This is a genomic window from Nonomuraea antri, from assembly GCF_013283785.1.
GTDB classification, from domain to species: Bacteria; Actinomycetota; Actinomycetes; order Streptosporangiales; family Streptosporangiaceae; genus Nonomuraea; species Nonomuraea antri.
Map to the genome: position 1 here is coordinate 49,064 of NZ_JABCPZ010000019.1, position 21,369 is coordinate 70,432.

The following is a 21,369-nucleotide window of genomic DNA, read 5'->3' on the forward strand; positions in this document are numbered from 1 at the left end:
TACGTCAGCTCTTGCCAGCGATTGTCACGCTTTTGATTTCGACGGATTGCTTCGGCGCCCCGGTACCGTCGCCGCCGCCGCCAATGATGCCCGCTTTGTTCACCTTGTCCAGGATGTCGAGCCCCTTGGTGATCGTACCCACCGGGGTGTAATCCGGCGTGAGACCGATGTCTCCGTAAACCAGGAAGAACTGGCTGCCCGTGCTGCCGGGCGCCGAGGTCTTGGCCATGGCCATCACGCCGCGCTTGTACTGGGCGCCCTCCAGGTTCTCCTCCGCCATGACGTAGCCGGGGCCGCCGGCGCCGTCCTGGCTCTTGCCGTCGGCCTTGGCGAACGGGTCGCCGCACTGCAGCATCGGGAACTGGTCGCTGCCCAGCCGGTGGCACTTGCTGCCGTCGTAGTACTTCTTGTCGGCCAGGAACTGCAGCGAGTTGACCGTGCACGGCGCCTTGGCGTTGTTCAGGTCGACCTGGATGTCGCCCAGGTTCGTCGCGATCGTCATGGTCTTCGTGGCGGGCTTGAGATCCACCTTCGCCGGCGGCATGCCGACGTCTTTGGCCTGGCCGCCCGTCGAGTCGGGCGCGTATCCGCAGGTCCCGCTCGCCGCGTCGTACGGCTTGGGCCCCGCCGCGGCCGAGGCCGAGGCGGTGTCGGACGCCGACGGCTGAGCCGATGCCGATGCCGACGCCGACGCGTCAGGCTCCGACCCGTTGCCGCCCAGGAGCGCCACAGCGGCCACGATGCCGCCGACGACGACCACGACGCCCGCGGTCGAGCCGATGATCGCAGTGCGCTTGGCCCGCTGCTCGCGCTCGATGCGGCGCTGCATCTGCCGCTCGTAGTGCTCGCGTGCCAGCTGCTTCTGCCGGTCCTTCCCCGTGGCCACCGCTTTGCCTCCCATAGTCAATCAACTGAGGTGGGCGAATCGTATCGGCCAACGGGTAATGATTCGCAGCCCGGCGACCCGCACCGGTACCCTTCAGTTACATTCCCATTGGATTTTCGACGAGATCACCTGAGGCAGATGCTCATCGCCGGCTTCCCCGCAGGGGCCTTCCAGACGAATTGTTACGCCGTCGCGACCGCGCCCGGCGCGGAGTGTGTGATCGTCGACCCAGGTCAGGACGCCGTCGACGGCGTCGAGGAGCTGCTGCGCGAACACCGGCTCAAGCCGGTGGCGGTGCTGCTCACCCACGGCCACCTCGATCACGTCTGGTCGGTGGCCCCCGTCTGCGGCGCGCGTGACGTCCCCGCGTGGATCCACCCGGAAGACCGCCACCTGCTGAGCGACCCGGGGGCCGGCTGGTCGCCCACCAGCGCGCAGCTGTTCGGCGGCATCACGCTGAGCGAACCCGACGACGTGCGCGAGCTGTCCGACGGCGCCGTGCTGGAGCTCGCCGGTCTCGAGCTCGTGGTCGATCACACCCCCGGCCATACCAGGGGGTCCGTGAGCTTCAGGCTGCCCGACGAGAAGATCATGTTCGCCGGCGACCTGCTGTTCCGTGACTCCATCGGCCGCTCCGACCTTCCCGGCGGCGACTATCCGACCATCCTGCGCAGCCTCGCCGACAAGGTTCTGCCGCTGCCTGACGATACGGTCGTCCTGCCGGGCCACGGACCACAGACCACGATCGGCCGCGAGCGCGCTGTCAACCCGTACTTGAAGGAAGCGACGCCGCAGGCCGGTCCCACACGAGGGATCTAATGAGTTTCCAAGCACCGAAGGGCACCTTCGACTGGCTGCCGCCTCGCTCCGAGCGGGCCCTGGCCGTCAGAGACGCGCTGGTCGCCCCCGCGCGGCTGGCCGGCTACGGCTACGTCGAGACCCCGATCTTCGAGGCGACCGAGCTGTTCAAGCGGGGTGTCGGCGAGTCCACAGACGTCGTCTCCAAGGAGATGTACACCTTCCCCGACAAGGCGGGCAGGTCGCTGACGCTGCGTCCTGAGGGCACGGCGTCCGTGGTCCGGGCCGTGCTCCAGCACAACCTGCACAACGGGCAGCTTCCGGTGAAGCTGTGGTACTCCGGCAGCCAGTTCCGTTACGAGAACGTGCAGAAGGGCCGTTACCGGCACTTCTGGCAGGTCGGGGCCGAGGCGCTGGGCGCCGAGGACCCGGCGCTCGACGCCGAGCTGATCGTGCTCGCCGCGCAGGGCTTCGCCGCGCTCGGGCTGACCCGGCACCGGCTGCTGATCAACTCGCTCGGCGACAGCACCTGCCGGCCGGTCTACCGTGCCGCGCTGCAGGAGTTCCTGCGCGGGCTCGACCTCGACGCCGACACCCGCGCCCGCATTGAGATCAATCCGTTGCGCGTGCTCGACGACAAGCGGCCCGAGGTGCAGGTCCAGCTCAAGAGCGCGCCGCTGATGACCGACCACCTTTGCGCCGCGTGCCGGGCCTACCACGAGGAGGTCAGAGCCCTGCTCACCGCCTCCGGCGTGGCCTTCGAGGACGACCCGAAGCTGGTGCGCGGGCTCGACTACTACACCCGCACCACGTTCGAGTTCGTGCACGACGGGCTCGGCTCGCAGTCGGCCATCGGCGGCGGCGGCCGCTACGACGGGCTCAGCGAGCTGCTCGGCGGCCCGGCGCTGCCCAGCGTGGGCTGGGCGCTCGGCGCCGACCGCACGTTCCTGGCCATGGAGGCCGAGGGGCTGCTCGACGACAGCGCACAGAGCCGCGTCCAGGTGTACGGTGTCCCGCTGGGTGACGACGCCCGCCGCCGGATGTTCCTGCTCATCACCGAGCTGCGCCGGGCGGGCATCAGCGCCGACCTGGCCTTCGGCGGCAAGGGGCTCAAGGGCGCGATGAAGGGCGCCGACCGCTCAGGTGCCAGGTTCGCGCTGATCCTGGGCGAGCGTGACCTCGCGGCGCAGGCCGTGCAAGTGAAAGACCTGACCACCGCTGAGCAGACCGAGGTGCCGCTGGCCCAGGTCGTCGACGTCTTGAAGGGGAAAGTGCAGTGATCCGCACGCATACGGCGGGCTCGCTCCGCAAGGAGCACGCCGGGCAGGAAGTGACGCTCGCGGGATGGGTGGCCCGCCGCCGCGACCACGGCGGCGTGGTCTTCATCGACCTGCGTGACGCCTCCGGCTCGGCGCAGGTGGTCTTCCGCGAGGAGGACCACGCCCACGACCTGCGCGCCGAGTACTGCGTGCTGGTCGTCGGCCAGGTGCGGGTGCGTCCCGAGGGCAACGAGAACCCCGAGCTGCCGACCGGCCAGATCGAGGTCGTGGCCGAGCGGGTCGAGGTGCTCAGCGAGTCGGCCCCGCTGCCGTTCCCGATCGAGGGCAACGTGGGCGTCTCCGAGGAGGCCAGGCTCAAGTACCGCTACCTCGACATCCGCCGCCAGCAGGTGGCCGCCGCGATGCGCACCCGCTCGAAGGCCACCTACCTGGCCAACGAGGTCATGCACGAGCTGGGCTTCGTCTACGTCGAGACCCCGACGCTGACCCGCTCCACGCCCGAGGGCGCGCGCGACTTCCTGGTGCCGGTGCGCCTGCAGCCGGGCAACTGGTACGCCCTGCCGCAGTCGCCGCAGCTGTTCAAGCAGCTCCTGCAGGTGGCCGGGCTGGAGCGCTACTACCAGCTGGCCAAGTGCTACCGCGACGAGGACCTGCGGGCCGACAGGCAGCCGGAGTTCACCCAGATCGACGTCGAGATGTCGTTCGTCGACCAGGAGGACGTCATCGCGGTCGGCGAGCAGCTGATCGGCCGGCTGTGGAAGGAGATCCTCGGCTACGAGATCCCCATGCCGCTGCCGCGCATGACCTACGCCGACGCGATGGCCCGCTACGGCTCCGACAAGCCCGACCTGCGCTTCGGCCAGGAGCTCGTGGAGATGACCGGCTACTTCGCCAACACCTCCTTCCGGGTCTTCCAGGCCGACTACGTCGGCGCCGTGGTGATGCCCGGCGGCGCGTCGCAGACCCGCAAGGAGCTCGACGGCTGGCAGGAGTGGGCCCGCTCGCGCGGCGCCAAGGGCCTGGCCTACGTGCTCGTCCAGGAAGACGGCACGCTCGGCGGCCCGGTCGCCAAGAACCTGTCGGAGGAGGAGGCCGCCGGGCTCGCCGCCAAGGTCGGCGCGAACCCCGGCGACGCGATCTTCTTCGCGGCCGGCGCCAGGAGCGCCTCGCGCGACCTGCTCGGCGCGGCCCGCCTGGAGATCGGCCGCCGCTGCGGCCTGATCGACGAGTCGCAGTGGTCGTTCCTGTGGGTGGTCGACGCCCCCATGTTCGAAGAGGACGGCGAAGGCGGCTGGACGGCCGTGCACCACCCGTTCACCGGCCCCAAGCCGGAGTGGGCCGACAACTTCCAGGACCACCCGGGCGAGGCCCTGGCCTACGCCTACGACATGGTCTGCAACGGCATGGAGATCGGCGGCGGCTCGATCCGTATCCACCGGGCCGAGATGCAGCAGCGCGTCTTCGACGTGCTGGGCATCTCCAAGGAGGAGGCGGAGAGCAAGTTCGGCTTCCTGCTGGAGGCGTTCAAGTACGGCCCGCCGCCGCACGGCGGCATCGCCTACGGCTGGGACCGGATCTGCATGCTGCTGTCCGACGGCGACTCGATCCGCGACGTGATCGCCTTCCCGAAGACCGCCTCCGGCTTCGACCCGCTCACCGGCGCGCCCACGCCCATCACGGCCGACCAGCGCAAGGAGGCCGGGGTCGACGCCCAGCCCAAGACCGAGGCCTGAGCGGCCACAGGACGGCCCCGCACCCACCGGGTGCGGGGCCTTCCGCGTTCCCGGGGGCGGAGCCCGGCACGGCGTCTCTGAGCGGCGTACATGGGGGGTTCAGCTCACAGGCGGGCCTCTCCGCGGCTGCGCGGTCCGGACATGACGACGGCAGGGCCCCCGCACCGGGAGCCCTGCCGTCGTCATGCCGCGTGGCGGGATGTCCCCGCGGCGGCGCTACTTGACCGTTACCTTCTCGATGACGATCGGGACCTTGGGCGCGGTGGAGCCGCCGTCACCCACGATGTCCTCCTTGTTGACGAGGACACCCTCCTTGGCGACCTTCTCGATGATCTCCAGACCGGAGCGCACCATGCCGAGCACCGAGTACTGCGGTTCGAGCTGGCCGTTCTCGTCCGACAGCGAGATGGCGAACTGGCTGCTGTTCTGCCCCTCGGCGTCGTCGGGCTGGGTCAGGAACACCACACCCCGGGTGTAGGGGACCACGCCGACCGCCTCGTCGAGGAACGTGTAGCCGGCCGTGCCCAAGCCGTCCGTGGGGTTCTCGCCGTCGGCCTTGGCCAGGGGGTCGCCGCACTGCAGCAGGAACAGGCCGGCCGTCTCCGGCGTCACCAGGCGGTGGCACTTGGTGTTCTCGTAGAAGCCCTTCTGGGCCAGGAAGCTCATCGAGTTGACCGAGCACGGGGTGGCGTTCGGGTCGACGTCGATGACGATGTCACCGTGGTTGGTGGTCACGGTCATCGTCTTGAGCTTGAGGTTGGGCTTCTTGCCCGGCAGGCCGACGAACTTGTTGGGCACCGAGTCGTCCCGCTTGTACGTGCAGGAGACCTTGGCCGGGTTCTTGGGCGGTGTGCTGGGAAGCTCCGTCGGCGGGGGCGAGGTCGACGTCGAGGCGGACGGCTTCGGCGTGTTCATCGCGGCCGCGGCATCAGGACTGTCCTTGCCCATCAGCGTGGTCGCGGCGAACACCCCGCCCGCCACCACGACGACGGCCACGCCCGCGCCGATGAAGGTGTTGCGCCGCGTCTTGGCGCCCTGCTCGGCCGCGCGCTTGGCCTGCCGCTCCTTGTGCTCCCGCGCCAGCTCGCTCTGGCGGTCGTCGCCGCTCACCGATGTTCTCCTTCAACTTTGCCGACACATGACCAAACAACTCCGCGCATGCTACCGGCCCCAGAATGTGGTGTACGTAAGTGGCGAAATTGACCCCTGCGGTACACGGGGTCACGAACCTTATCGTGCTGGGATCCGTAGTTGAAATGAGAACTAGGAGTGCCCATGTTCGATCAAATACTGGACCTGCCGGCTCACCCGCTGATCATCCACTTCGCGGTCGTCCTCACTCCGCTGCTCGCCGCTGTCTGCGCGGCGTACGCGCTGGTGCCCCGGTGGCGTCCGTACCTGGGCTGGGCGGTGGTCCTGCTCGCCCTGGCGACGCCGGGCGCGGTCTTCGCGGCCAAGCAGAGCGGCGAGAGCCTGAAGGCGGCCCGCTTCGCCGACGCCGACGGCGCGCTCGGCGCGCGCATCGCCACCCACCAGAGCTTCGCCAACCCGCTGCTGCTGTCGGTGCTCGGGCTGGCCGCGGCCGCCCTGCTGCTGGTGTACGCCACCCGCCCGGGCCGCGGTGCGACCGGCGACCACCGCTTCGGCCGCCCGGTGACGCTGGCGCTGTCCGGGCTGACCCTGGTCCTGGCCGCGGTGGCCGGCTACTTCGTCTTCCGCGCCGGTGACTCGGGAGCCAGAGCGGTCTGGAGCCTGTAATCTCGCGTTGTGGATAGCCTGTTCGATTCGGCGGCTGAGGAGGCCACGCCGCAGCCCCTGGCGGTGCGCATGCGCCCGCGCACGCTCGACGAGGTGATCGGCCAGCGGCACCTGCTCGGCTCGGGCACGCCGCTGCGGCGCCTGGTCGAGAGCGAGGCGCCCATGTCGCTGTTCCTGTGGGGGCCGCCGGGCACCGGCAAGACCACGCTGGCCTACGTCGTCTCCAACGTCACCAAGCGGCGTTTCGTGGAGATCTCCGCGGTGTCTGCCGGGGTCAAGGACGTGCGGGCCGCCATCGACAACGCCAGGCGCGAGCTGGGCATGACAGGCCGCCAGACCGTGCTGTTCGTCGACGAGGTGCACCGCTTCAACAAGGCCCAGCAGGACGCCCTGCTGCCCGCCGTGGAGAACCGCTGGGTCACCTTCATCGGCGCCACCACCGAGAACCCGTTCTTCTCCGTCATCTCGCCGCTGCTGTCGCGCTCGCTGCTGCTCACGCTGGAGTCCCTGTCCGACGACGACATCCGGGGCGTGCTCACCAGGGCCGTGGCCGACGAGCGCGGCCTGGGCGGCCGGGCCACGCTGGCCCCAGAGGCGCTCGACCACCTGGTGCGCCTGGCCGGCGGCGACGCCCGGCGATCGCTGACGTACCTGGAGGCGGCGGCCCTGCTGGCCGACGACATCACGGTCGAGGTGGTGGAGAAGGCCGTCGACAAGGCGGCGGTGCGCTACGACCGGCAGGGCGACCAGCACTACGACGTGATCAGCGCGTTCATCAAGTCGATGCGCGGCTCCGACGCCGACGCCGCGCTGCACTACCTGGCCCGGATGATCGAGGCGGGGGAGGACCCGCGCTTCATCGCGCGCCGCATCGTCATCTTCGCCTCCGAAGACGTCGGCCTGGCCGACCCCACCTGCCTGCAGACCGCCGTGGCCGTGGCCCAGGCGGTGCAGCTCATCGGGCTGCCCGAGGGGCAGATCAACCTGGCGCACGCGGTGATCCACTGCGCGCTGGCGCCCAAGTCCAACGCGGTCGTCAAGGCCATCGGCGCGGCGGCCGGCGACGTGCGGCGCGGCCTCATCGGCCAGGTGCCCGGCCACCTGCGCGACGCCCACTACCCGGGCGCGGCCAAGCTGGGCCACGGCGACGGCTACAAGTACCCGCACGACTTCGACCACGGCCTGGTCCGCCAGGACTACGCGCCCGAGCAGGTCCGCGACCGGCGCTACTACGAGCCGACCAAGCACGGCGCCGAGGGGCCGGTGGCCGAGCGCTGGGCCAAGATCCGCGACTTCCTGAGAGGCTCCTCGTGACCGCGACGCCCGCGGGGGGTTCCCGCTTTCCCGCGACGCCTGCGGGAGCTCCCACTCAGTACCGGGCCTCGTTCGACGCCGCGATCACCTTCGGCAACGGCGGCGACCTCACCGTGCACGGCTTCCGGGTCGACCTGCCCGGGCCCGACACCGGCGAGGCCGAGATCGCGGCGCTGTTCGTGGCCTCGCTCGGGCTGCTCATGACCGACGGCGTCGAGCTGGCGAACGTGCGCGTCTTCGCCGAGCCGCACAAGGGCACCCGCGGCGGGCCGTCCGACCGGCGGGAAGCCGACTCCGGCGCGGCGGGCGAGCCGGTCGAGCTGGGCGGCGCAGAGGGCGCCCGCTTCACGCCGCCCCGCACCGATACCGGCGGCGGCCCGGCCGAGCTGCCGCTGGCGCGCGTGGCCGACCTGCCCGCCGTGGTGGTGCGGGTGGCGGGCGCCGAGAGCCCCCATGTCGACGTGGGCGCGCTGGCGGCCTTCGACGTCCGCGGTCGGGCCGTGCTGCTGCACACCGGGGCACGCGCCGGGCACCCGCTCACCGCCGCCGGCGCGAAGTGGCTGGCCGGGCAGGGCGTCGCGCTGGTCGGCACCGACGCCGACCGCGTCGGCGACGGCGACCCGGAGCCGGGGGAGATCCTGCTGGCCGCCGGGGTCCCGGTCGTCGAAGGGCTGACCGGGCTCGACCTGGTGCCGCCCACCGGCGCCACGTTCACCGCCGTGCCGCCCAGGAACCCCGGGCCGGCCCAGGTCCCCGTCCGGGCCTACGCCCGGATTCCGTAACTAAAGGTCGATTTCGCGGGCATCACCATCATGTGAGGGCGATGGTGAGCGCGGGCGGAGGACTGTTCGGCCCGCGATCGGTCACATGGCGCATCCACACCGAGACCTTCGGCTGGCCCGCGATGCTGCGCGCGTCCCTGCTGCAGGCGCTGCATCCGCGCACCATCCGGGGCATCGCGCAGAACTGCCTGCTCGACGACCCGGAAGCGGCGCTGAACCGGCTGCGCGGGCAGCTCGACTTCGTGGCGGTACGCACGTTCGGCACCCGCGAGCAGGCCGAACGCGCGGCGCGGCGGGTGCGGGAGACGCACGCCAGGCTCATCGGGCTCGACCCGGACACCGGCACCCTGTTCCGCGTCGACGACCAGGACAACCTGCGCTGGGCGCACTGCGCGGAGACGTCCTCGCGCCTGGAGCTCGCGCTGCGCTCGGGCGTGCGGCTCAGCGCCGGCGACGCCGACGCCTACGTGGCCGAGCAACGCCGCAGCGCCGAACTGGTCGGCCTGCGCGACGCGCCGGGCACCCGCGCCGAGCTGGCCGACTACCTCGACGGCATGCGGCCGCTGCTGTCGGTCACCGACGAGGCCCGCGACGCGCTGCGCCGCAGCGTCAGCCCCCGTTTCTCGCTGCGGCTCGCGCTGCTCGCGCCGCCGCTGGCCGTCGGCTCGCTGCCCGCCGCCGGGGCGCTCGCCTTCGCCACCCTGCCGCCGTGGGCCAGGCTGATGTACGGCTGCCCCGGCGGGACGGCCGCCGAGTACGCCGCGCACACCGCGCTCAAGGCCCTGCGCGTGACCGCCATGGCCATGCCGGAACGCCTGGTCGCGCCCGAGATCACGGCGGCACGCGGGCTCATGCGCAAAGTCACGGATATGTCCGGAGCCGACGTGGCGGCCTGATCAAGGTCGGCGTCACCAGTAACCTTGGCCTCGAACGCGATAGGGTTCATGCCGTTCCGGCCCAGCGTACGAGGGAGATGAGCGGATGCTTACCGCTGGAGAGGTCGCCGGGCTGATCGCCGCCACGGGCTGGATAGTCCTGGTCTGCGTTCTCGCCATGGTGCTCGTCAAGCTCGCCCGGCTGCTCACCGAGACCACCAAGGCGGTCTCCGACCTGAACAACCGGCTGGTCCCGCTGCTCGACGACGTGAGCGTCACGGTCAACGAGGCCAACAGGCAACTGGTCGTCGTCGAGGCGATCGCCAAGGACGTCAAGCAGGTCAGCGGCCACGCGGCCAAGCTGAGCGGCGTCACCCAGACGATCTTCACCGGCCCGCTGATCAAGGTGTCGGCGCTCGGCTACGGCGTGCGCCGCGCGCTCGAGGCCCGCAGGACCGGCAGGACCGGCAGGCCGAGGCGGGCGCGATGATCAGGCGGCTGTTCTACCTGTCGCTCGGCGCGCTGCTCACCCTGTGGGTGATGCGCAGGCTGCAGGCCCTGCATCCGCAGCACGTGGCCCGGCGGGCCGCGGGCGGCGCGGCGGGGATGCTCCGGCAGGTGAGAGACTTTACCTCCGACGCGCTCGGCGAGGCCGCCGAGCGCGAAACCCGGTTGCGGGCCCGCTTCGGGCTCGACAACGCTGAAGACAACAACTAACGAAAAGGATGGCCACCATGGAGTCGGCAGAGATCGCCCGCCGCTTCCTGCGCTTCTTCGAGGAGCGTGGGCACAAGGTCGTGCCCTCGGCCAGCCTGATCGCTGAGGACCCAACGCTTCTCCTGGTCAACGCGGGTATGGTGCCGTTCAAGCCGTACTTCCTGGGGCAGCGCACGCCTCCGGCGTCACGGCTGGCTACCGCGCAGAAGTGCGTGCGCACCCCCGACATCGACGAAGTCGGCAAGACCACCAGGCACGCCACGTTCTTCCAGATGCTCGGCAACTTCTCCTTCGGCGACTACTTCAAGGCCGAGGTGATCCCGTTCGCCTGGGATCTGCTCACCAAGCCCGAGTCCGAGGGCGGCTTCGGCTTCCCGGAAGAGCGGCTGTGGGCCACCGTCTACCTCGACGACGACGAGGCGCTCGACATCTGGCACAACAAGGTCGGCGTGCCGATGAGCCGCATCCAGCGGCGCGGCCTGGCCGACAACTACTGGCACATGGGCGTGCCCGGCCCCGGCGGCCCCTGCTCGGAGATCTACTACGACCGCGGCCCCGAATACGGCCGTGAGGGCGGGCCCGAGGCCGACGAGAACCGCTACCTCGAGGTGTGGAACCTCGTCTTCATGCAGTACCAGCTCAGCCAGGTCCGCACCAAGGTCGACTTCGACCTGTCCGGCGAGTTGCCGAGCAAGAACATCGACACCGGCATGGGCCTGGAGCGCATGGCGGCGATCCTGCAGGGCGTCGACAACATCTACGAGATCGACACCACCTACAAGATCCTCGACAAGGCGGCCGAGCTCACCAAGACCCGCTACGGCCGCGACGAGCGCGCCGACGTGAGCCTGCGGGTGATCGCCGACCACGTCCGCACCGGCACCATGCTGGTCAACGACGGCGTCATCCCGGGCAACGAGGGCCGCGGCTACGTGCTGCGCCGCATCCTGCGCCGCTCCATCCGCAACCTGCGCCTGCTCGGCTCGGGCGAAGAGCGCTACATGCACGAGCTCACCGACGTCGCGATCAACGTGATGGGCGAGCAGTACCCCGAGCTCAAGGCCGACGCGCCGCAGATCCACAGCGTCATCGACGCCGAGGAGGCCTCCTTCCTCAGTACGCTGCGCACCGGCACGGCGATCTTCGACGTGGCCGTCGAGGAGACCAAGCGCAAGTCGAGCGCGGTGATCCCCGGCGACCAGGCGTTCAAGCTGCACGACACCTACGGCTTCCCGATCGACCTCACGCTGGAGATGGCCGCCGAGCACGGGCTCAAGGTCGACGAAGAGGGCTTCCGTCGGCTGATGAAGCAGCAGCGCGAGACGGCCAAGGCCGACGCCGCGGCGAAGAAGACCGGCAACGCCGACATCTCCGTCTTCGGGCAGCTGCTGGAGAAGGCCGGCAAGATCGAATTCCTCGGCTACGACGAGACCGAGACCGAGACCGGCGTCGTCGGCATCCTGGTCGACGGGCTCAGCGTGCCCGCCGCGGGCGCCGGCTCCACCGTGGAGGTCGTGCTCGGCCGCACCCCGTTCTACGCCGAGGGCGGCGGCCAGCTCGCCGACCAGGGCGTCATCCGCACCAGCGGCGGCGCCGAGGTCGAGGTGCTCGACGTGCAGTCACCGCTCAAGGGCCTCATCGTGCACCGCGGCAAGGTGCGCAGCGGCGAGTTGCGGGTCGGCGACGAGGCGCAGGCGGAGATCGACGTCGAGCGCCGCCGCGCGATCTCGCGCAGCCACAGCGCCACCCACCTGGTGCACCGCGGCTTCAAGAACGCGCTCGGCGAGAGCGCCGGCCAGGCCGGTTCGGAGAACTCGCCCGGCCGCTTCCGCTTCGACTTCACCTCGGCCGGCGCGGTGCCGCCCAGCGTGCTGCGCGACGTGGAAGACGAGGTCAACGCCGTCCTCATCAACGATCTCAAGGTCAACGCCTTCTACACCTCCCAGGCCGAGGCCCGGGCGATGGGCGCGCTGGCCATGTTCGGCGAGAAGTACGGCGACGAGGTCCGCGTGGTCGAGATCGGCGACTACTCGCGCGAGCTGTGCGGCGGCACCCACGTGCACAGCTCCGGCCAGCTCGGCCTGGTCAAGGTGCTCGGCGAGCAGTCGGTCGGCGCGGGCGTGCGCCGCGTCGAGGCGCTGGTCGGCATCGACGCCTTCCGCTTCCTGGCCCGCGAGAGCCTGCTGGTGGCCCAGCTCACCGAGCAGCTCAAGGCGCGGCGCGAAGAGCTGCCCGAGCGCATCGAGGGCATCGTCACCCGGCTGCGCACCGCCGAGAAGGACCTGGAGAAGCTGCGCTCCGCCCAGGTGCTCCAGGTGGCCGGCGAGCTCGCCGCCCAGGCGTCTGACCTGCACGGAGTCTCTGTGGTGACACACCGCGCGCCTGATGGAACCGGCGCGGACGATCTGCGTAAGCTCGCGCTTGACGTGCGTGGCAGATTCCCGGCCGACCGGCCGGCGGTCGTGATGATCGCCGGTACCCCCTCCGACCGGCCCGTGGTGGTCGCCGCGGTGAACGAGGCGGGGCGCGAGCGGGGGCTCAAGGCCGGAAGGCTGGTCGGCGTCGCCGCCAAGGCTCTTGGGGGTGGCGGTGGCGGCAAGGACGATGTCGCGCAGGGTGGCGGCACGCGACCGGAGGCGATCGACGACGCGCTCCGTCTGGTCGAGCAGGCCGTCTCTGATCAGGTCGCCGGGTAGTTCGGCGGAGATCATGAGATTCGGCGCACGCATCGGCGTGGACGTCGGCTCCGTCAGGATCGGCGTGGCCCGCAGCGACCCCTCGGGGATGCTGGCCACGCCGGTCGAGACGGTCCGGCGCGGCAAGGGCGACCTCGACCGCATCGCGGCCATCGTCGCCGAGCACGAGGCGATCGAGGTCGTGGTCGGCCTGCCCAGGTCGCTGTCCGGCCGCGAGGGGCAGGCCGCCGAGCTGGCCCGCGCGTTCGCGGTGCAGCTGGCCAGGCGGCTCGCGCCGACGCCGGTGCGGCTGTTCGACGAGCGGCTGACCACCGTGGCGGCCCAGCACGGGCTGCGGGCCAGCGGCGTACGCGCCAAGAAGCAGCGGGGCGTCGTCGACCAGGCGGCGGCCGTCGTGTTGCTGCAGGACGCGCTCGACTCCGAGCGCGCCACGGAGAGACCACCAGGCAGGCCCGTCGAACCGCCGTCCGCGGCGGCCGACGGACCTGCGTCATGACCGGGCGGTCCAACCCCCCGCACGGTCGTTCACTCTCCTCATGCGCTCGCGCCCGCGTGTCCCGCGGGGTGGTCGCATGAGCGGCACACCACCACCTGGCGACGAGAACGACGAGCTCATCCCGTTCCCGTCCGACCCGGAACCCGACTCGCCGGAACCGGCCGCCGAGCCGGACACCGGGCGGTCCGAAGCGGCCGCCGGGCGGGACTCCGGGCGGTCGGAAGCGGCCGCCGAGCCCGGTGGGCGGGCTTCCCGGGCTCCCAAGGCGGCCCAGGAGCCGCTGCCGGGAGCCGGTGCCTCCGGTGACCAGCGTCCCCCGGACGCTGATGAGGCGGATGCCGTTCCGCTGCCCGCCCGGCGCGAGCGGGCCTTCCGCAAGGCCGGGCTGCTCACCCTGGGCGCCGCCGCGTCGCTGGTGGCCCTGGGCGTCGGCGCGTTCGTGGTGCTCAGGCCGTACGTCAGCCCGGCGGACTTCGACGGCGCCGGCACCGGCGCCGTGACGGTACGCATCTCGCCCGGTTCCAGCGCCGAGCAGATCGGCACCGCGCTGGCCGAGGCCGGGGTGGTGGCCAGCGCGCGCTCGTTCGTCAACGCCACCGAGCAGCGCGCGGTCGCCGACCGGCTGCGCCCCGGGCACTACCGGCTGCGCAAGGGCATGGCCGCGGCCGCCGCGCTCGAACTGCTGCTCGCCCCCGCCTCGAAGGTGGTGCGGCGGGTGAGCGTGCCCGAGGGGCTGCGCGCGGGCGAGGTGCTGCAACGCATCGCCCAGCAGGCCGGCCTGCCGCTGAAGCAGCTGCAGGCGGTCGACAAGGCCCGGGTCGGGCTGCCGCAGTACGCGCCGGGCCTGGAGGGGTTCCTGTTCCCCGCCACGTACGAGATCGAGCCCGGAGCCGGTGCCGCCGACGCGGTGGCCATGATGGTCGCGCGCTTCCACGCCGCCGCGAAGGCGGTGCGTCTGGAGCAGGAGGCGGCCCGGGTGCACCTGAGCCCGCTGGAGGCCGTCACCGTGGCCAGCCTGGTGCAGGCCGAGGGCGGGGTCGACGCCGACTACCCGAAGATCGCCCGGGTCATCTACAACCGGCTGGCCAAGGGCATGCCGCTGCAGATCGACAGCACCGTCCTGTACGCCCAGGGCCGCCGCGAGCTGAAGAAGGTGGTCACGGAGAGCGACACCAAGGTCGACTCTCCCTACAACACCTACCAGCACAAGGGACTGCCGCCCGGGCCCATCGGCAATCCCGGAGAGAAGGCGCTGCTAGCGGCTTTGCATCCGGCGAAGGGCGATTGGCACTGGTTTGTGACGACGGATCCGGCGCATAGAATCACCAAATTCACCAACAAAGAGAGCGAGTTCGTGAGATACCGGGAAGAGTTGAACCGCAACCTCGGGATGAACTGATGCTCGCAGGGACCACCCCCGTCCCCGACGGAATCACGATGATCCCAGCGCGAAACCCCCGAAGTGGGGCATGCGCCCTCTTTCCGTCATCTAGCATGGCTACCCAGAGTGATCTCCCCTGGTCGTGGCAGTATGGCCAGCGGGTCCCCCAGTTCCCCTCGGTGACTCCGGTCCGCCCCGCCCTTCCCCTTGACGCCGGGCCGGTCGAGCCGGGAGATTGGCCAGCGCATCTATGAACGATCTCGATTTGAACTCCCTGCTCGGCGCGGAGGACGACGAAGGACGTACCCGCCGCGCCCGGGGTCGCAGCCGGCGCAAGCGCAAGAGGCGCAGCCGGGGCCGTTTCATCGCCCCGCTGCTGGCCTTCATCGTCCTGGCGGGCATCATCGGCGGCGGTGGATATTACGGGTACATGTGGATCAACGACACCCTCACCCCCGACGACTTCACCGGCCGGGGCGAGGGCGTGGTGCTCGTGGAGATCAAGGACGGCCAGAGCGCCACGGAGGTCGCGCAGGAGCTGGAGCGGCTGGGGGTCGTCGCCAGCGCCAGAGCCTTCACCAACGCCATCGACAACGCGCGCAAGAGCGGATCGCTGCAGCCCGGCCAGTACCGGCTGCGCAAGAAGATGGCGGCGGCCGAGGCCGTCTCGCTGCTCGACCCGGGCAACCGGGTGCTCGACCGCACCACGATCCCCGAGGGCTGGCGCCTGTCCGACGTGATACCCAAGCTCGCCAAGGACACCGGCATGCCGGCCAAGGAACTCCTCGCCGCGGCCAAGGACGCCGACGAGCTCGGGCTGCCCTCGTACGCCAAGGGCCGGCTGGAGGGCTTCGCCTTCCCCGCCACGTACGAGTTCCAGCCCAACACCACCCCGGCCCAGCTGCTGGCCAAGATGGTCGGCAGGTTCGACGAGACGGCCGAGGAGCTCGACCTGGTGAGCGGCGCCAAGGCGTTGCGGCGCACGCCGTACGAGATCGTCACGATCGCCAGCATCGTGCAGGCGGAGGCCGGCCGGCCGGAGGACATGCCCAAGATCGCCCGCGTCATCTACAACCGGCTCGCCCACCAGCCGGAGATGAAGCTCAAGATGGACAGCACGGTCTTCTACGGGCTGGGCGAGAAGGGCACGGCGGCGACGTTCGCCCAGTTGCAGAGCAAGTCCAAGTACAACACCTACATGTACTACGGCCTGCCGCCGGGCCCGATCTCCAACCCCGGCGACCACGCGCTGAAGGCGGCGCTGCACCCGGCCAAGGGCGACTGGCTGTTCTTCGTGGCCACCGACCCGAAGAGCAACGTCACCAAGTTCGCCACCACCGACGCCGAGTTCCAGAAACTGCTGGACGAGTACCGCGCCAACGGCGGCTGACCCGCGACTCCGACGGGGACCACCCGCCGCCGGGCGGCCCGCCTCAGGGCCGCCCGGCGGTAAGGTCGTCGGGTCGAAAGATCGCAAGGTCGTGAGGTCGCGACCTCTCCGGGTGGAAAGGGGCGTGGATGCGCGCCGCGGTACTGGGCTCGCCCATCGGACATTCGCTCTCGCCCTACCTGCACCGGGCCGCCTACCGGGCCATGGGGCTCGACGGCTGGAGCTATGAGGCGTTCGAGTGCGACGAGGCACGCCTGCCCGGCCTGCTCGCCGAACTCACGCCCACCCGAGGCCAGGCCCGCGGCGACGGGCCGGAGAGCCGGAAGGCGCACGGCGACGGGCCGGAGAGCGGCGCGGCGTACGGTGACGAGCCGGCGGTCTGGGCCGGGCTGTCGCTGACGATGCCGCTCAAGCGCGCCGTCCTGCCGCTCCTCGACACGGTCTCCGACCTGGCCGTCGAGGTGGGCGGCGCGAACACGGTGGTGTTCCGCGACGGCGCCCGCCACGGCGACAACACCGACGTTCACGGCATCGAGCAGGCGCTGGCCGAGGCGGGGGTGCCGGCGCCCGGCTCGGCCACGGTGCTCGGCGGCGGCGCCACGGCGGCCTCCGCGCTGGCCGCGCTGCGCAACCTGGGCCTGCACGAGGCGACGCTGGTGGTGCGCGATCCGTCCAGGGCGGGGGAGACGGCCGAGGTGGCCGACCGGCTGGGCGTCACGCTGGCGGTGGAGACGTTCGACAAGCTCGACGCGGCCGTCGGGGTGGACCTGGTGGTGTCCACGCTGCCGGGTGGGGCGGCCGACGCGTTCGCGTCCAGGCTGGCGGGGGTGCCCGCGCTGTTCGACGTGGTCTACGCGCCCTGGCCGACCAGGGCGGCCGCGGCGGTTCAGGCGGCGGGCGGCACGGTGGTGGCGGGCTACGCGATGCTGCTCCACCAGGCGGTACGTCAGGTGGAGCTGATGACCGGCCGCACGGACGTGCCGGTGGCGGTGATGCGCGCGGCCGGCGAGGCCGAGATCGCCAGACGGGCCGGGCTCTGAGGGGTTGAGTGCGAGTCCGGGCGGCGTCAAGCGAGACGCACCAGGATCCAGTCGTGCGCACGGGCGGTGGCCGCGCTGAGGCCGTCGACGATGGGCAGGGGCCGTGTGGCGGGCATGTGCCCCCATTCCTCGGCGACGGCATCGGTGACGGGCAGGACGCGGGTCCTGAATTCCTGGTGCAGACGTTCCAGCCAGGATTCCGAGCAGGAACTCTTTGAAGTCCGGTTCCGCGCCCTTGAGCCGGCGGTATTCCTCCATGTCAAGGATCACGGCCACCTCTTTACCGTGCCTGGTGACGATCTGGGGTCCTTCGTCGTGAGCCTTCGCACCACTTCGCTCAAATGTTGCTTGGCGTCCTGCAACTGCCAGGTCGCCGCCGGTATCGCGCGGAACCGGCGCCACGTGGGATGATTCGGAGCGTGCGCGGTGTTGTGGTAGCGTAGCTCTCTGATCGGTCCGGCACGCCTTGCTGGACGCGCAAGCGGAGGTCTCCTCCCACCTGTAGTCGCCGAAAGGCGGCCGGGTCCAGGATCACGCCGGACTACTCCGGGGAGCTTGAAGGCCACGACAGCCGAAGAGCTCAGTGGCCCCGCATGCGCGACGTGCGGGGCTTTTCGCGTCTAACGTGAAGCTCCCGGCACGACGAGCACGTAGGGATCGCGAACCTAGGAGGCCCCATCAGCACTGAGCCCCGCATCAACGAGCGTATCCGAGTTCCCGAGGTTCGCCTCGTGGGCCCGAACGGCGAGCAGGTCGGCATCGTCAGCATTCACGACGCGCTGAAGCTCGCCCAGGAGGCCGACCTCGACCTCGTCGAGGTCGCGGCCACGGCTCGACCGCCCGTGTGCAAGCTCATGGACTACGGCAAGTTCAAGTACGAGTCCGCGATGAAGGCGCGCGAAGCGCGCAAGAATCAGGCGCACACGATCATCAAGGAGATCAAGCTCCGGCCGAAGATCGACCCGCACGACTACGAGACCAAGAAGGGTCACGTGGTGCGGTTCCTCAAGGCGGGGGACAAGGTCAAAGTCACGATCATGTTCCGCGGACGTGAGCAGTCCCGGCCGGAGCTCGGCTTCCGGCTGCTGCAGCGGCTGGCGGAGGACGTCCAGGAGCTCGGGTTCGTCGAATCCCAGCCCAAGCAGGACGGCCGTAACATGATCATGGTGATCGGTCCGCACAAGAAGAAGGCCGAGGCCAAGGCCGAAAAGGCCGCAGCCAAGGCGCAACGTGGCAGCGAGGAGCCTTCCGCGCAGGAGGAGCCTTCCGCACCGGAAGCGTGACCCGCGGTTGGGGTTAGCCTTACATCGCACCCCGACAGCCACCAGCAGACCAGGATGCCGCGACCGGGTCGGCCAGCACCGGCCCGGCCACCGGCGCGGGAAGGTAGCCAAACCGGACAATCCGGGCTTCCGGGACAGGAAGCCGGGGTGCACGGCGAGGCGGGCTCCGACCCGTGAAACGACAGATTGAGGAGAGACGGCGAGATGCCGAAGATGAAGACGCACAGCGGTGCGAAGAAGCGGTTCCGGCTTACCGGCACCGGCAAGGTCAAGCGCCGCCGTGCCAGCCGCGCGCACTACAACGAGTGGAAGTCGTCCACGCTGACGCGCCGTCTCAAGAACGAAGTCGTCGTTTCGCCGGCTGACACCAAGAAGATCAAGAAGCTGCTCGCCAAGTAGCGCGAACCCCCGGGGAGATAGAACATGGCACGCGTGAAGCGGGCGCTCAACGCCAAGAAGAAGCGCAAGGTCGTCCTCGACAGGGCTTCCGGTTACCGTGGCCAGCGGTCGCGTCTGTACCGCAAGGCCAAGGAGCAGATGCTCCACTCGATGACGTACGCCTACCGGGACCGCAAGGACCGTAAGGGTGCGTTCCGTCGTCTCTGGATCCAGCGGATCAACGCCGCCGCCCGCCAGAACGGCATGACCTACAACCGCCTGATCCAGGGTCTTCGCCTGGCCGGCATCGAGGTCGACCGCAAGATCCTCGCCGATCTCGCGGTGAACGACAGCCAGACCTTCGCCACGCTCGTCGAGGCCGCCAAGAAGGCGCTCCCGGCGAACGTGAACGCTCCGGCCGCGAGCTGAAGCGTCGCATGACGGGCCCGACCGGGCTCTGAGTGAGGGCCCACCGTGACGGTGGGCCCTTTGCTGTGTGTACGGGTACGAGGGGGAGTGCAGTGGCGGGATCCGAGCTGACCAACATCAGGTCGCCGCGCGTGAAGGCGGCCAGGCGGCTCACCAAGCGGGCCTTCAGGGACCAGGACCGCAAGTTCCTCGCCGAGGGCCCGCAGGCCGTGCGCGAGGCGCTCAAGCTCGACGGCGTCACCCTGGAGCTGTTCGCCACGGCCGAGGCCGAGCTGCGCCACCCCGAGCTGATCACCGAGGCCACGCTGCAGGGTGTGCCGGTGCACCGGGCCAGCGGCGAGGTCATGTCCGAGCTGTCACAGACCGTCACCCCGCAGGGGCTGCTGGCCGTCTGCGGGCTGGTGCACGTGCCGCTGGAGAAGGCGCTGGCCGGTGAGCCGCGCCTGGTCGCGGTGATGGCCCACGTGCGCGACCCCGGCAACGCAGGCACGGTCATGCGGGCCGCCGACGCCGCCGGCGCCGACGCCGTGATCTTCACCGACGCCTCCGTCGACCCGTACAACGGCAAGTGCGTCCGGGCCAGCGCGGGAAGTCTTTTCCATCTGCCGGTCGTCATCGGTGCACCGGTGAGCCTCGCCGTGCGTCAACTGAAGGAGCGGGGCCTGCGCGTGCTGGCGGCCGACGGCGCGGGCAAGCACACGCTCGACGATGTGGATCTTTCGGGACCCACCGCGTGGATCTTCGGAAACGAGGCATGGGGACTACCGGAGGAGATTCTGGCCGAGGCGGATGAAGTGGTCAGAGTTCCCATCTACGGACAGGCTGAAAGCCTGAACCTGGCCACCGCCGCGGCGGTCTGCCTTTACTCCTCCGCGAGGGCTCAGCGAGTGCCCTAGGCGGCCGGAAACCCGCTATTGTCGGCCTTGTAGGGCGGAGGAGGCGAGGTCGTGCACGGCGCAGACACCGACGGGCGGGTAGTGGCGGCAGCGTGCACGATAGCCATCGACGACCTTCCCGACGGCCTGATCGTGGCCGACAGATTCGGTCAGGTCCTGGCGGTCAACCGGGCCGCGGTCCGCTTGACCGGCGTCTCCTGCGAGCGCGCCGTCGGCAGGGACATGAACGAGGTGTTCCCGTTCCGCGACCACGACGGCCGCGAATGGTGGAAGCTGCTCGACCCCGAGGGCGGGCTGCGCACCCGCAGCCGGGTGCCCGAGCGTCCGCTGCACCTGCCCGGCGGGCAGGAGCTCTACGTCGCCGCCAGGCTCACCCGCGAGCCCGAGCGCGGCGGCGAGGTCGAACGCGTGACCATCACCCTGCGTGACGGCGGCGCCCGCGCCAGGCTGGAACGCAGCCGCGCCGACCTGGTCTCCACCGTGGCCCACGAGCTGCGCTCCCCGCTCACCAGCGTCAAGGGCTTCACCGCCACGCTGCTGGCCAAGTGGACCCGCTTCACCGACGAGCAGAAGCGCGTCATGCTCGAGACCGTCAACAACGACGCCGACCGCGTCACCAGGCTCATCACCGAACTGCTCGACGTCTCGCGCATCGAGTCCGGGCGGCTGGAGGTCCGCCGCCAGGTCGTCGACCTGCCCGCCAGGGCCCGCAGGCTCATCGCCGGGCGGGTGGCGGCGGGCGACAGGGAGGAACGCTTCCACCTGATCGCCGGCGACGACCTGCCCGAGACCTGGCTCGACCAGGACAAGATCGACCAGATTCTGGGTAACCTGGTGGAAAACGCGGTGCGCCACGGGCGCGGAACCGTGACGATTCAGATCGAGACCGTCGGATGGGGAGTGGCCGTGTCGGTGCGCGACGAGGGCGAGGGCATCGAGCCCGCGCTGGCTCCGCGCGTCTTCAGGCAGTTCTGGCGGGGCAACAGCCGCAGGCGCGGAGGCACCGGCCTCGGCCTGTTCATCGTGAAGGGCCTGGTCGAGGCACACGGCGGCACGATCACCGTGCAGCGCGCGCCGGAAGGCGGCGCCGAGTTCCGATTTACCGTGCCCACCGGCACACCCGACTTCGCGCTGTCCAGCTGATCGAGTCGGCCCGGTGGGCGGGCACCACTAGACTCTTTTCCGCTCAAGCCCTGGATACGGAGCTCACTCTTGTCTGACTACGACCCCGTCGAGG

At 70.5% G+C, this 21,369-nt stretch carries 22 protein-coding genes and 1 pseudogene; 19 read left to right on the forward strand and 4 right to left on the reverse strand.

Annotation, left to right across the window (positions count from 1 at the left end; translation table 11 throughout):
• Positions 1–4 precede the first annotated feature (4 nt).
• A complete protein-coding gene (locus HII36_RS09395; RefSeq protein WP_328807658.1) occupies positions 5–886 on the reverse strand; it encodes a peptidylprolyl isomerase in 882 nt (293 codons plus the stop codon).
• 138 nt (positions 887–1,024) lie between these two features.
• On the opposite strand from HII36_RS09395, the gene HII36_RS09400 reads away from it, so the two are divergent.
• Genes HII36_RS09400 through aspS form a run of 3 tightly spaced genes read left to right on the forward strand, consistent with a single transcriptional unit; the run spans position 1,025 to position 4,697 of the window.
• Positions 1,025–1,705, forward strand: coding sequence for an MBL fold metallo-hydrolase (locus tag HII36_RS09400; protein WP_173522699.1), 681 nt, complete (start codon positions 1,025–1,027; stop codon positions 1,703–1,705).
• Positions 1,705–2,964 (forward strand): histidine--tRNA ligase, encoded by a 1,260-nt coding sequence (hisS, locus tag HII36_RS09405; protein ID WP_173522700.1) that lies wholly within the window; start codon positions 1,705–1,707, stop codon positions 2,962–2,964. Before HII36_RS09400 ends, hisS begins: the two co-directional genes overlap by 1 nt.
• Positions 2,961–4,697: an aspartate--tRNA ligase gene (aspS, locus tag HII36_RS09410; protein WP_173522701.1), complete on the forward strand. Its 1,737-nt coding sequence runs from the start codon at positions 2,961–2,963 to the stop codon at positions 4,695–4,697. The genes hisS and aspS overlap by 4 nt, the downstream gene beginning before the upstream one ends.
• 216 nt (positions 4,698–4,913) lie before the next feature.
• On the opposite strand, the gene HII36_RS09415 is transcribed toward aspS, so the two are convergent.
• Positions 4,914–5,807, reverse strand: a complete 894-nt coding sequence (locus tag HII36_RS09415; protein WP_173522702.1) for a peptidylprolyl isomerase — start codon at positions 5,805–5,807, stop codon at positions 4,914–4,916.
• A 165-nt stretch (positions 5,808–5,972) separates the two neighbouring features.
• On the opposite strand from HII36_RS09415, the gene HII36_RS09420 reads away from it, so the two are divergent.
• The 11 genes from HII36_RS09420 to HII36_RS09470 all read left to right on the forward strand — a co-directional run bounded on the left by HII36_RS09420 (position 5,973) and on the right by HII36_RS09470 (position 17,146).
• Complete coding sequence (locus tag HII36_RS09420; protein ID WP_173522703.1) at positions 5,973–6,455, forward strand: DUF2231 domain-containing protein; 483 nt, start codon at positions 5,973–5,975, stop codon at positions 6,453–6,455.
• Between the two features lie 69 nt (positions 6,456–6,524).
• A complete protein-coding gene (locus HII36_RS09425; protein WP_236003342.1) occupies positions 6,525–7,769 on the forward strand; it encodes a replication-associated recombination protein A in 1,245 nt (414 codons plus the stop codon).
• Positions 7,766–8,551, forward strand: a complete 786-nt coding sequence (locus HII36_RS09430; RefSeq protein ID WP_173522705.1) for a cyclase family protein — start codon at positions 7,766–7,768, stop codon at positions 8,549–8,551. The genes HII36_RS09425 and HII36_RS09430 overlap by 4 nt, the downstream gene beginning before the upstream one ends.
• A 41-nt stretch (positions 8,552–8,592) precedes the next feature.
• On the forward strand, positions 8,593–9,447 hold the full coding sequence (locus HII36_RS09435) for an oxygenase MpaB family protein (protein WP_236003343.1): 855 nt from the start codon (positions 8,593–8,595) through the stop codon (positions 9,445–9,447).
• 85 nt (positions 9,448–9,532) lie between these two features.
• Positions 9,533–9,916, forward strand: coding sequence for a DUF948 domain-containing protein (locus HII36_RS09440; RefSeq protein WP_173522707.1), 384 nt, complete (start codon positions 9,533–9,535; stop codon positions 9,914–9,916).
• Positions 9,913–10,143: a hypothetical protein gene (locus tag HII36_RS09445; protein WP_173522708.1), complete on the forward strand. Its 231-nt coding sequence runs from the start codon at positions 9,913–9,915 to the stop codon at positions 10,141–10,143. Before HII36_RS09440 ends, HII36_RS09445 begins: the two co-directional genes overlap by 4 nt.
• Before the next feature lie 17 nt (positions 10,144–10,160).
• The gene (gene alaS, locus HII36_RS09450; RefSeq protein ID WP_173522709.1) at positions 10,161–12,839 is read left to right on the forward strand and encodes an alanine--tRNA ligase; all 2,679 of its coding nucleotides are present in this window, start codon (positions 10,161–10,163) and stop codon (positions 12,837–12,839) included.
• Between the two features lie 13 nt (positions 12,840–12,852).
• Positions 12,853–13,335 (forward strand): Holliday junction resolvase RuvX, encoded by a 483-nt coding sequence (gene ruvX / locus HII36_RS09455; protein WP_173522710.1) that lies wholly within the window; start codon positions 12,853–12,855, stop codon positions 13,333–13,335.
• Positions 13,336–13,411: 76 nt separating this feature from the next.
• Positions 13,412–14,734 carry an endolytic transglycosylase MltG gene (mltG, locus tag HII36_RS09460; RefSeq protein ID WP_173522711.1) on the forward strand — a complete coding sequence of 441 codons (1,323 nt, stop codon included), beginning with the start codon at positions 13,412–13,414 and terminating at the stop codon, positions 14,732–14,734.
• 232 nt (positions 14,735–14,966) lie between these two features.
• A complete protein-coding gene (gene mltG, locus HII36_RS09465; RefSeq protein WP_173522712.1) occupies positions 14,967–16,106 on the forward strand; it encodes an endolytic transglycosylase MltG in 1,140 nt (379 codons plus the stop codon).
• A 128-nt stretch (positions 16,107–16,234) separates the two neighbouring features.
• Positions 16,235–17,146 carry a shikimate dehydrogenase family protein gene (locus HII36_RS09470; protein WP_173522713.1) on the forward strand — a complete coding sequence of 304 codons (912 nt, stop codon included), beginning with the start codon at positions 16,235–16,237 and terminating at the stop codon, positions 17,144–17,146.
• 26 nt (positions 17,147–17,172) lie between these two features.
• On the opposite strand, the gene HII36_RS58595 is transcribed toward HII36_RS09470, so the two are convergent.
• Positions 17,173–17,409, reverse strand: a complete 237-nt coding sequence (locus HII36_RS58595; RefSeq protein ID WP_173522714.1) for a PIN domain-containing protein — start codon at positions 17,407–17,409, stop codon at positions 17,173–17,175.
• 1 nt (position 17,410) lies between these two features.
• Positions 17,411–17,548 (reverse strand): annotated as a pseudogene (locus HII36_RS56445) (hypothetical protein); the annotation flags it as partial.
• A 293-nt stretch (positions 17,549–17,841) separates the two neighbouring features.
• Here HII36_RS56445 and infC point away from each other — a divergent pair.
• The 5 genes from infC to HII36_RS09505 all read left to right on the forward strand — a co-directional run bounded on the left by infC (position 17,842) and on the right by HII36_RS09505 (position 21,275).
• Positions 17,842–18,429: a translation initiation factor IF-3 gene (gene infC / locus HII36_RS09485; RefSeq protein ID WP_328807662.1), complete on the forward strand. Its 588-nt coding sequence runs from the start codon at positions 17,842–17,844 to the stop codon at positions 18,427–18,429.
• A gap of 204 nt (positions 18,430–18,633) precedes the next feature.
• Positions 18,634–18,828, forward strand: coding sequence for a 50S ribosomal protein L35 (gene rpmI / locus HII36_RS09490; protein WP_173522715.1), 195 nt, complete (start codon positions 18,634–18,636; stop codon positions 18,826–18,828).
• 24 nt (positions 18,829–18,852) lie between these two features.
• Complete coding sequence (rplT, locus tag HII36_RS09495) at positions 18,853–19,236, forward strand: 50S ribosomal protein L20 (protein WP_173522716.1); 384 nt, start codon at positions 18,853–18,855, stop codon at positions 19,234–19,236.
• 92 nt (positions 19,237–19,328) lie between these two features.
• A complete protein-coding gene (locus HII36_RS09500; protein ID WP_173522717.1) occupies positions 19,329–20,132 on the forward strand; it encodes a TrmH family RNA methyltransferase in 804 nt (267 codons plus the stop codon).
• 51 nt (positions 20,133–20,183) lie between these two features.
• On the forward strand, positions 20,184–21,275 hold the full coding sequence (locus HII36_RS09505) for a sensor histidine kinase (RefSeq protein ID WP_328807659.1): 1,092 nt from the start codon (positions 20,184–20,186) through the stop codon (positions 21,273–21,275).
• Positions 21,276–21,369 lie beyond the last annotated feature (94 nt).

Bases quoted from the DNA above. Each gene is read 5' to 3' on its own strand.
- HII36_RS09400 (WP_173522699.1), top strand. From the start codon at position 1,025: ATGCTCATCGCCGGCTTCCCCGCAGGGGCCTTCCAGACGAATTGTTAC.
- hisS (WP_173522700.1), top strand. From the start codon at position 1,705: ATGAGTTTCCAAGCACCGAAGGGCACCTTCGACTGGCTGCCGCCTCGC.
- HII36_RS09420 (WP_173522703.1), top strand. From the start codon at position 5,973: ATGTTCGATCAAATACTGGACCTGCCGGCTCACCCGCTGATCATCCAC.
- HII36_RS09425 (WP_236003342.1), top strand. From the start codon at position 6,525: ATGCGCCCGCGCACGCTCGACGAGGTGATCGGCCAGCGGCACCTGCTC.
- HII36_RS09435 (WP_236003343.1), top strand. From the start codon at position 8,593: ATGGTGAGCGCGGGCGGAGGACTGTTCGGCCCGCGATCGGTCACATGG.
- HII36_RS09440 (WP_173522707.1), top strand. From the start codon at position 9,533: ATGCTTACCGCTGGAGAGGTCGCCGGGCTGATCGCCGCCACGGGCTGG.
- HII36_RS09445 (WP_173522708.1), top strand. From the start codon at position 9,913: ATGATCAGGCGGCTGTTCTACCTGTCGCTCGGCGCGCTGCTCACCCTG.
- alaS (WP_173522709.1), top strand. From the start codon at position 10,161: ATGGAGTCGGCAGAGATCGCCCGCCGCTTCCTGCGCTTCTTCGAGGAG.
- ruvX (WP_173522710.1), top strand. From the start codon at position 12,853: ATGAGATTCGGCGCACGCATCGGCGTGGACGTCGGCTCCGTCAGGATC.
- mltG (WP_173522711.1), top strand. From the start codon at position 13,412: ATGAGCGGCACACCACCACCTGGCGACGAGAACGACGAGCTCATCCCG.
- mltG (WP_173522712.1), top strand. From the start codon at position 14,967: ATGAACGATCTCGATTTGAACTCCCTGCTCGGCGCGGAGGACGACGAA.
- HII36_RS09470 (WP_173522713.1), top strand. From the start codon at position 16,235: ATGCGCGCCGCGGTACTGGGCTCGCCCATCGGACATTCGCTCTCGCCC.
- rpmI (WP_173522715.1), top strand. From the start codon at position 18,634: ATGCCGAAGATGAAGACGCACAGCGGTGCGAAGAAGCGGTTCCGGCTT.
- rplT (WP_173522716.1), top strand. From the start codon at position 18,853: ATGGCACGCGTGAAGCGGGCGCTCAACGCCAAGAAGAAGCGCAAGGTC.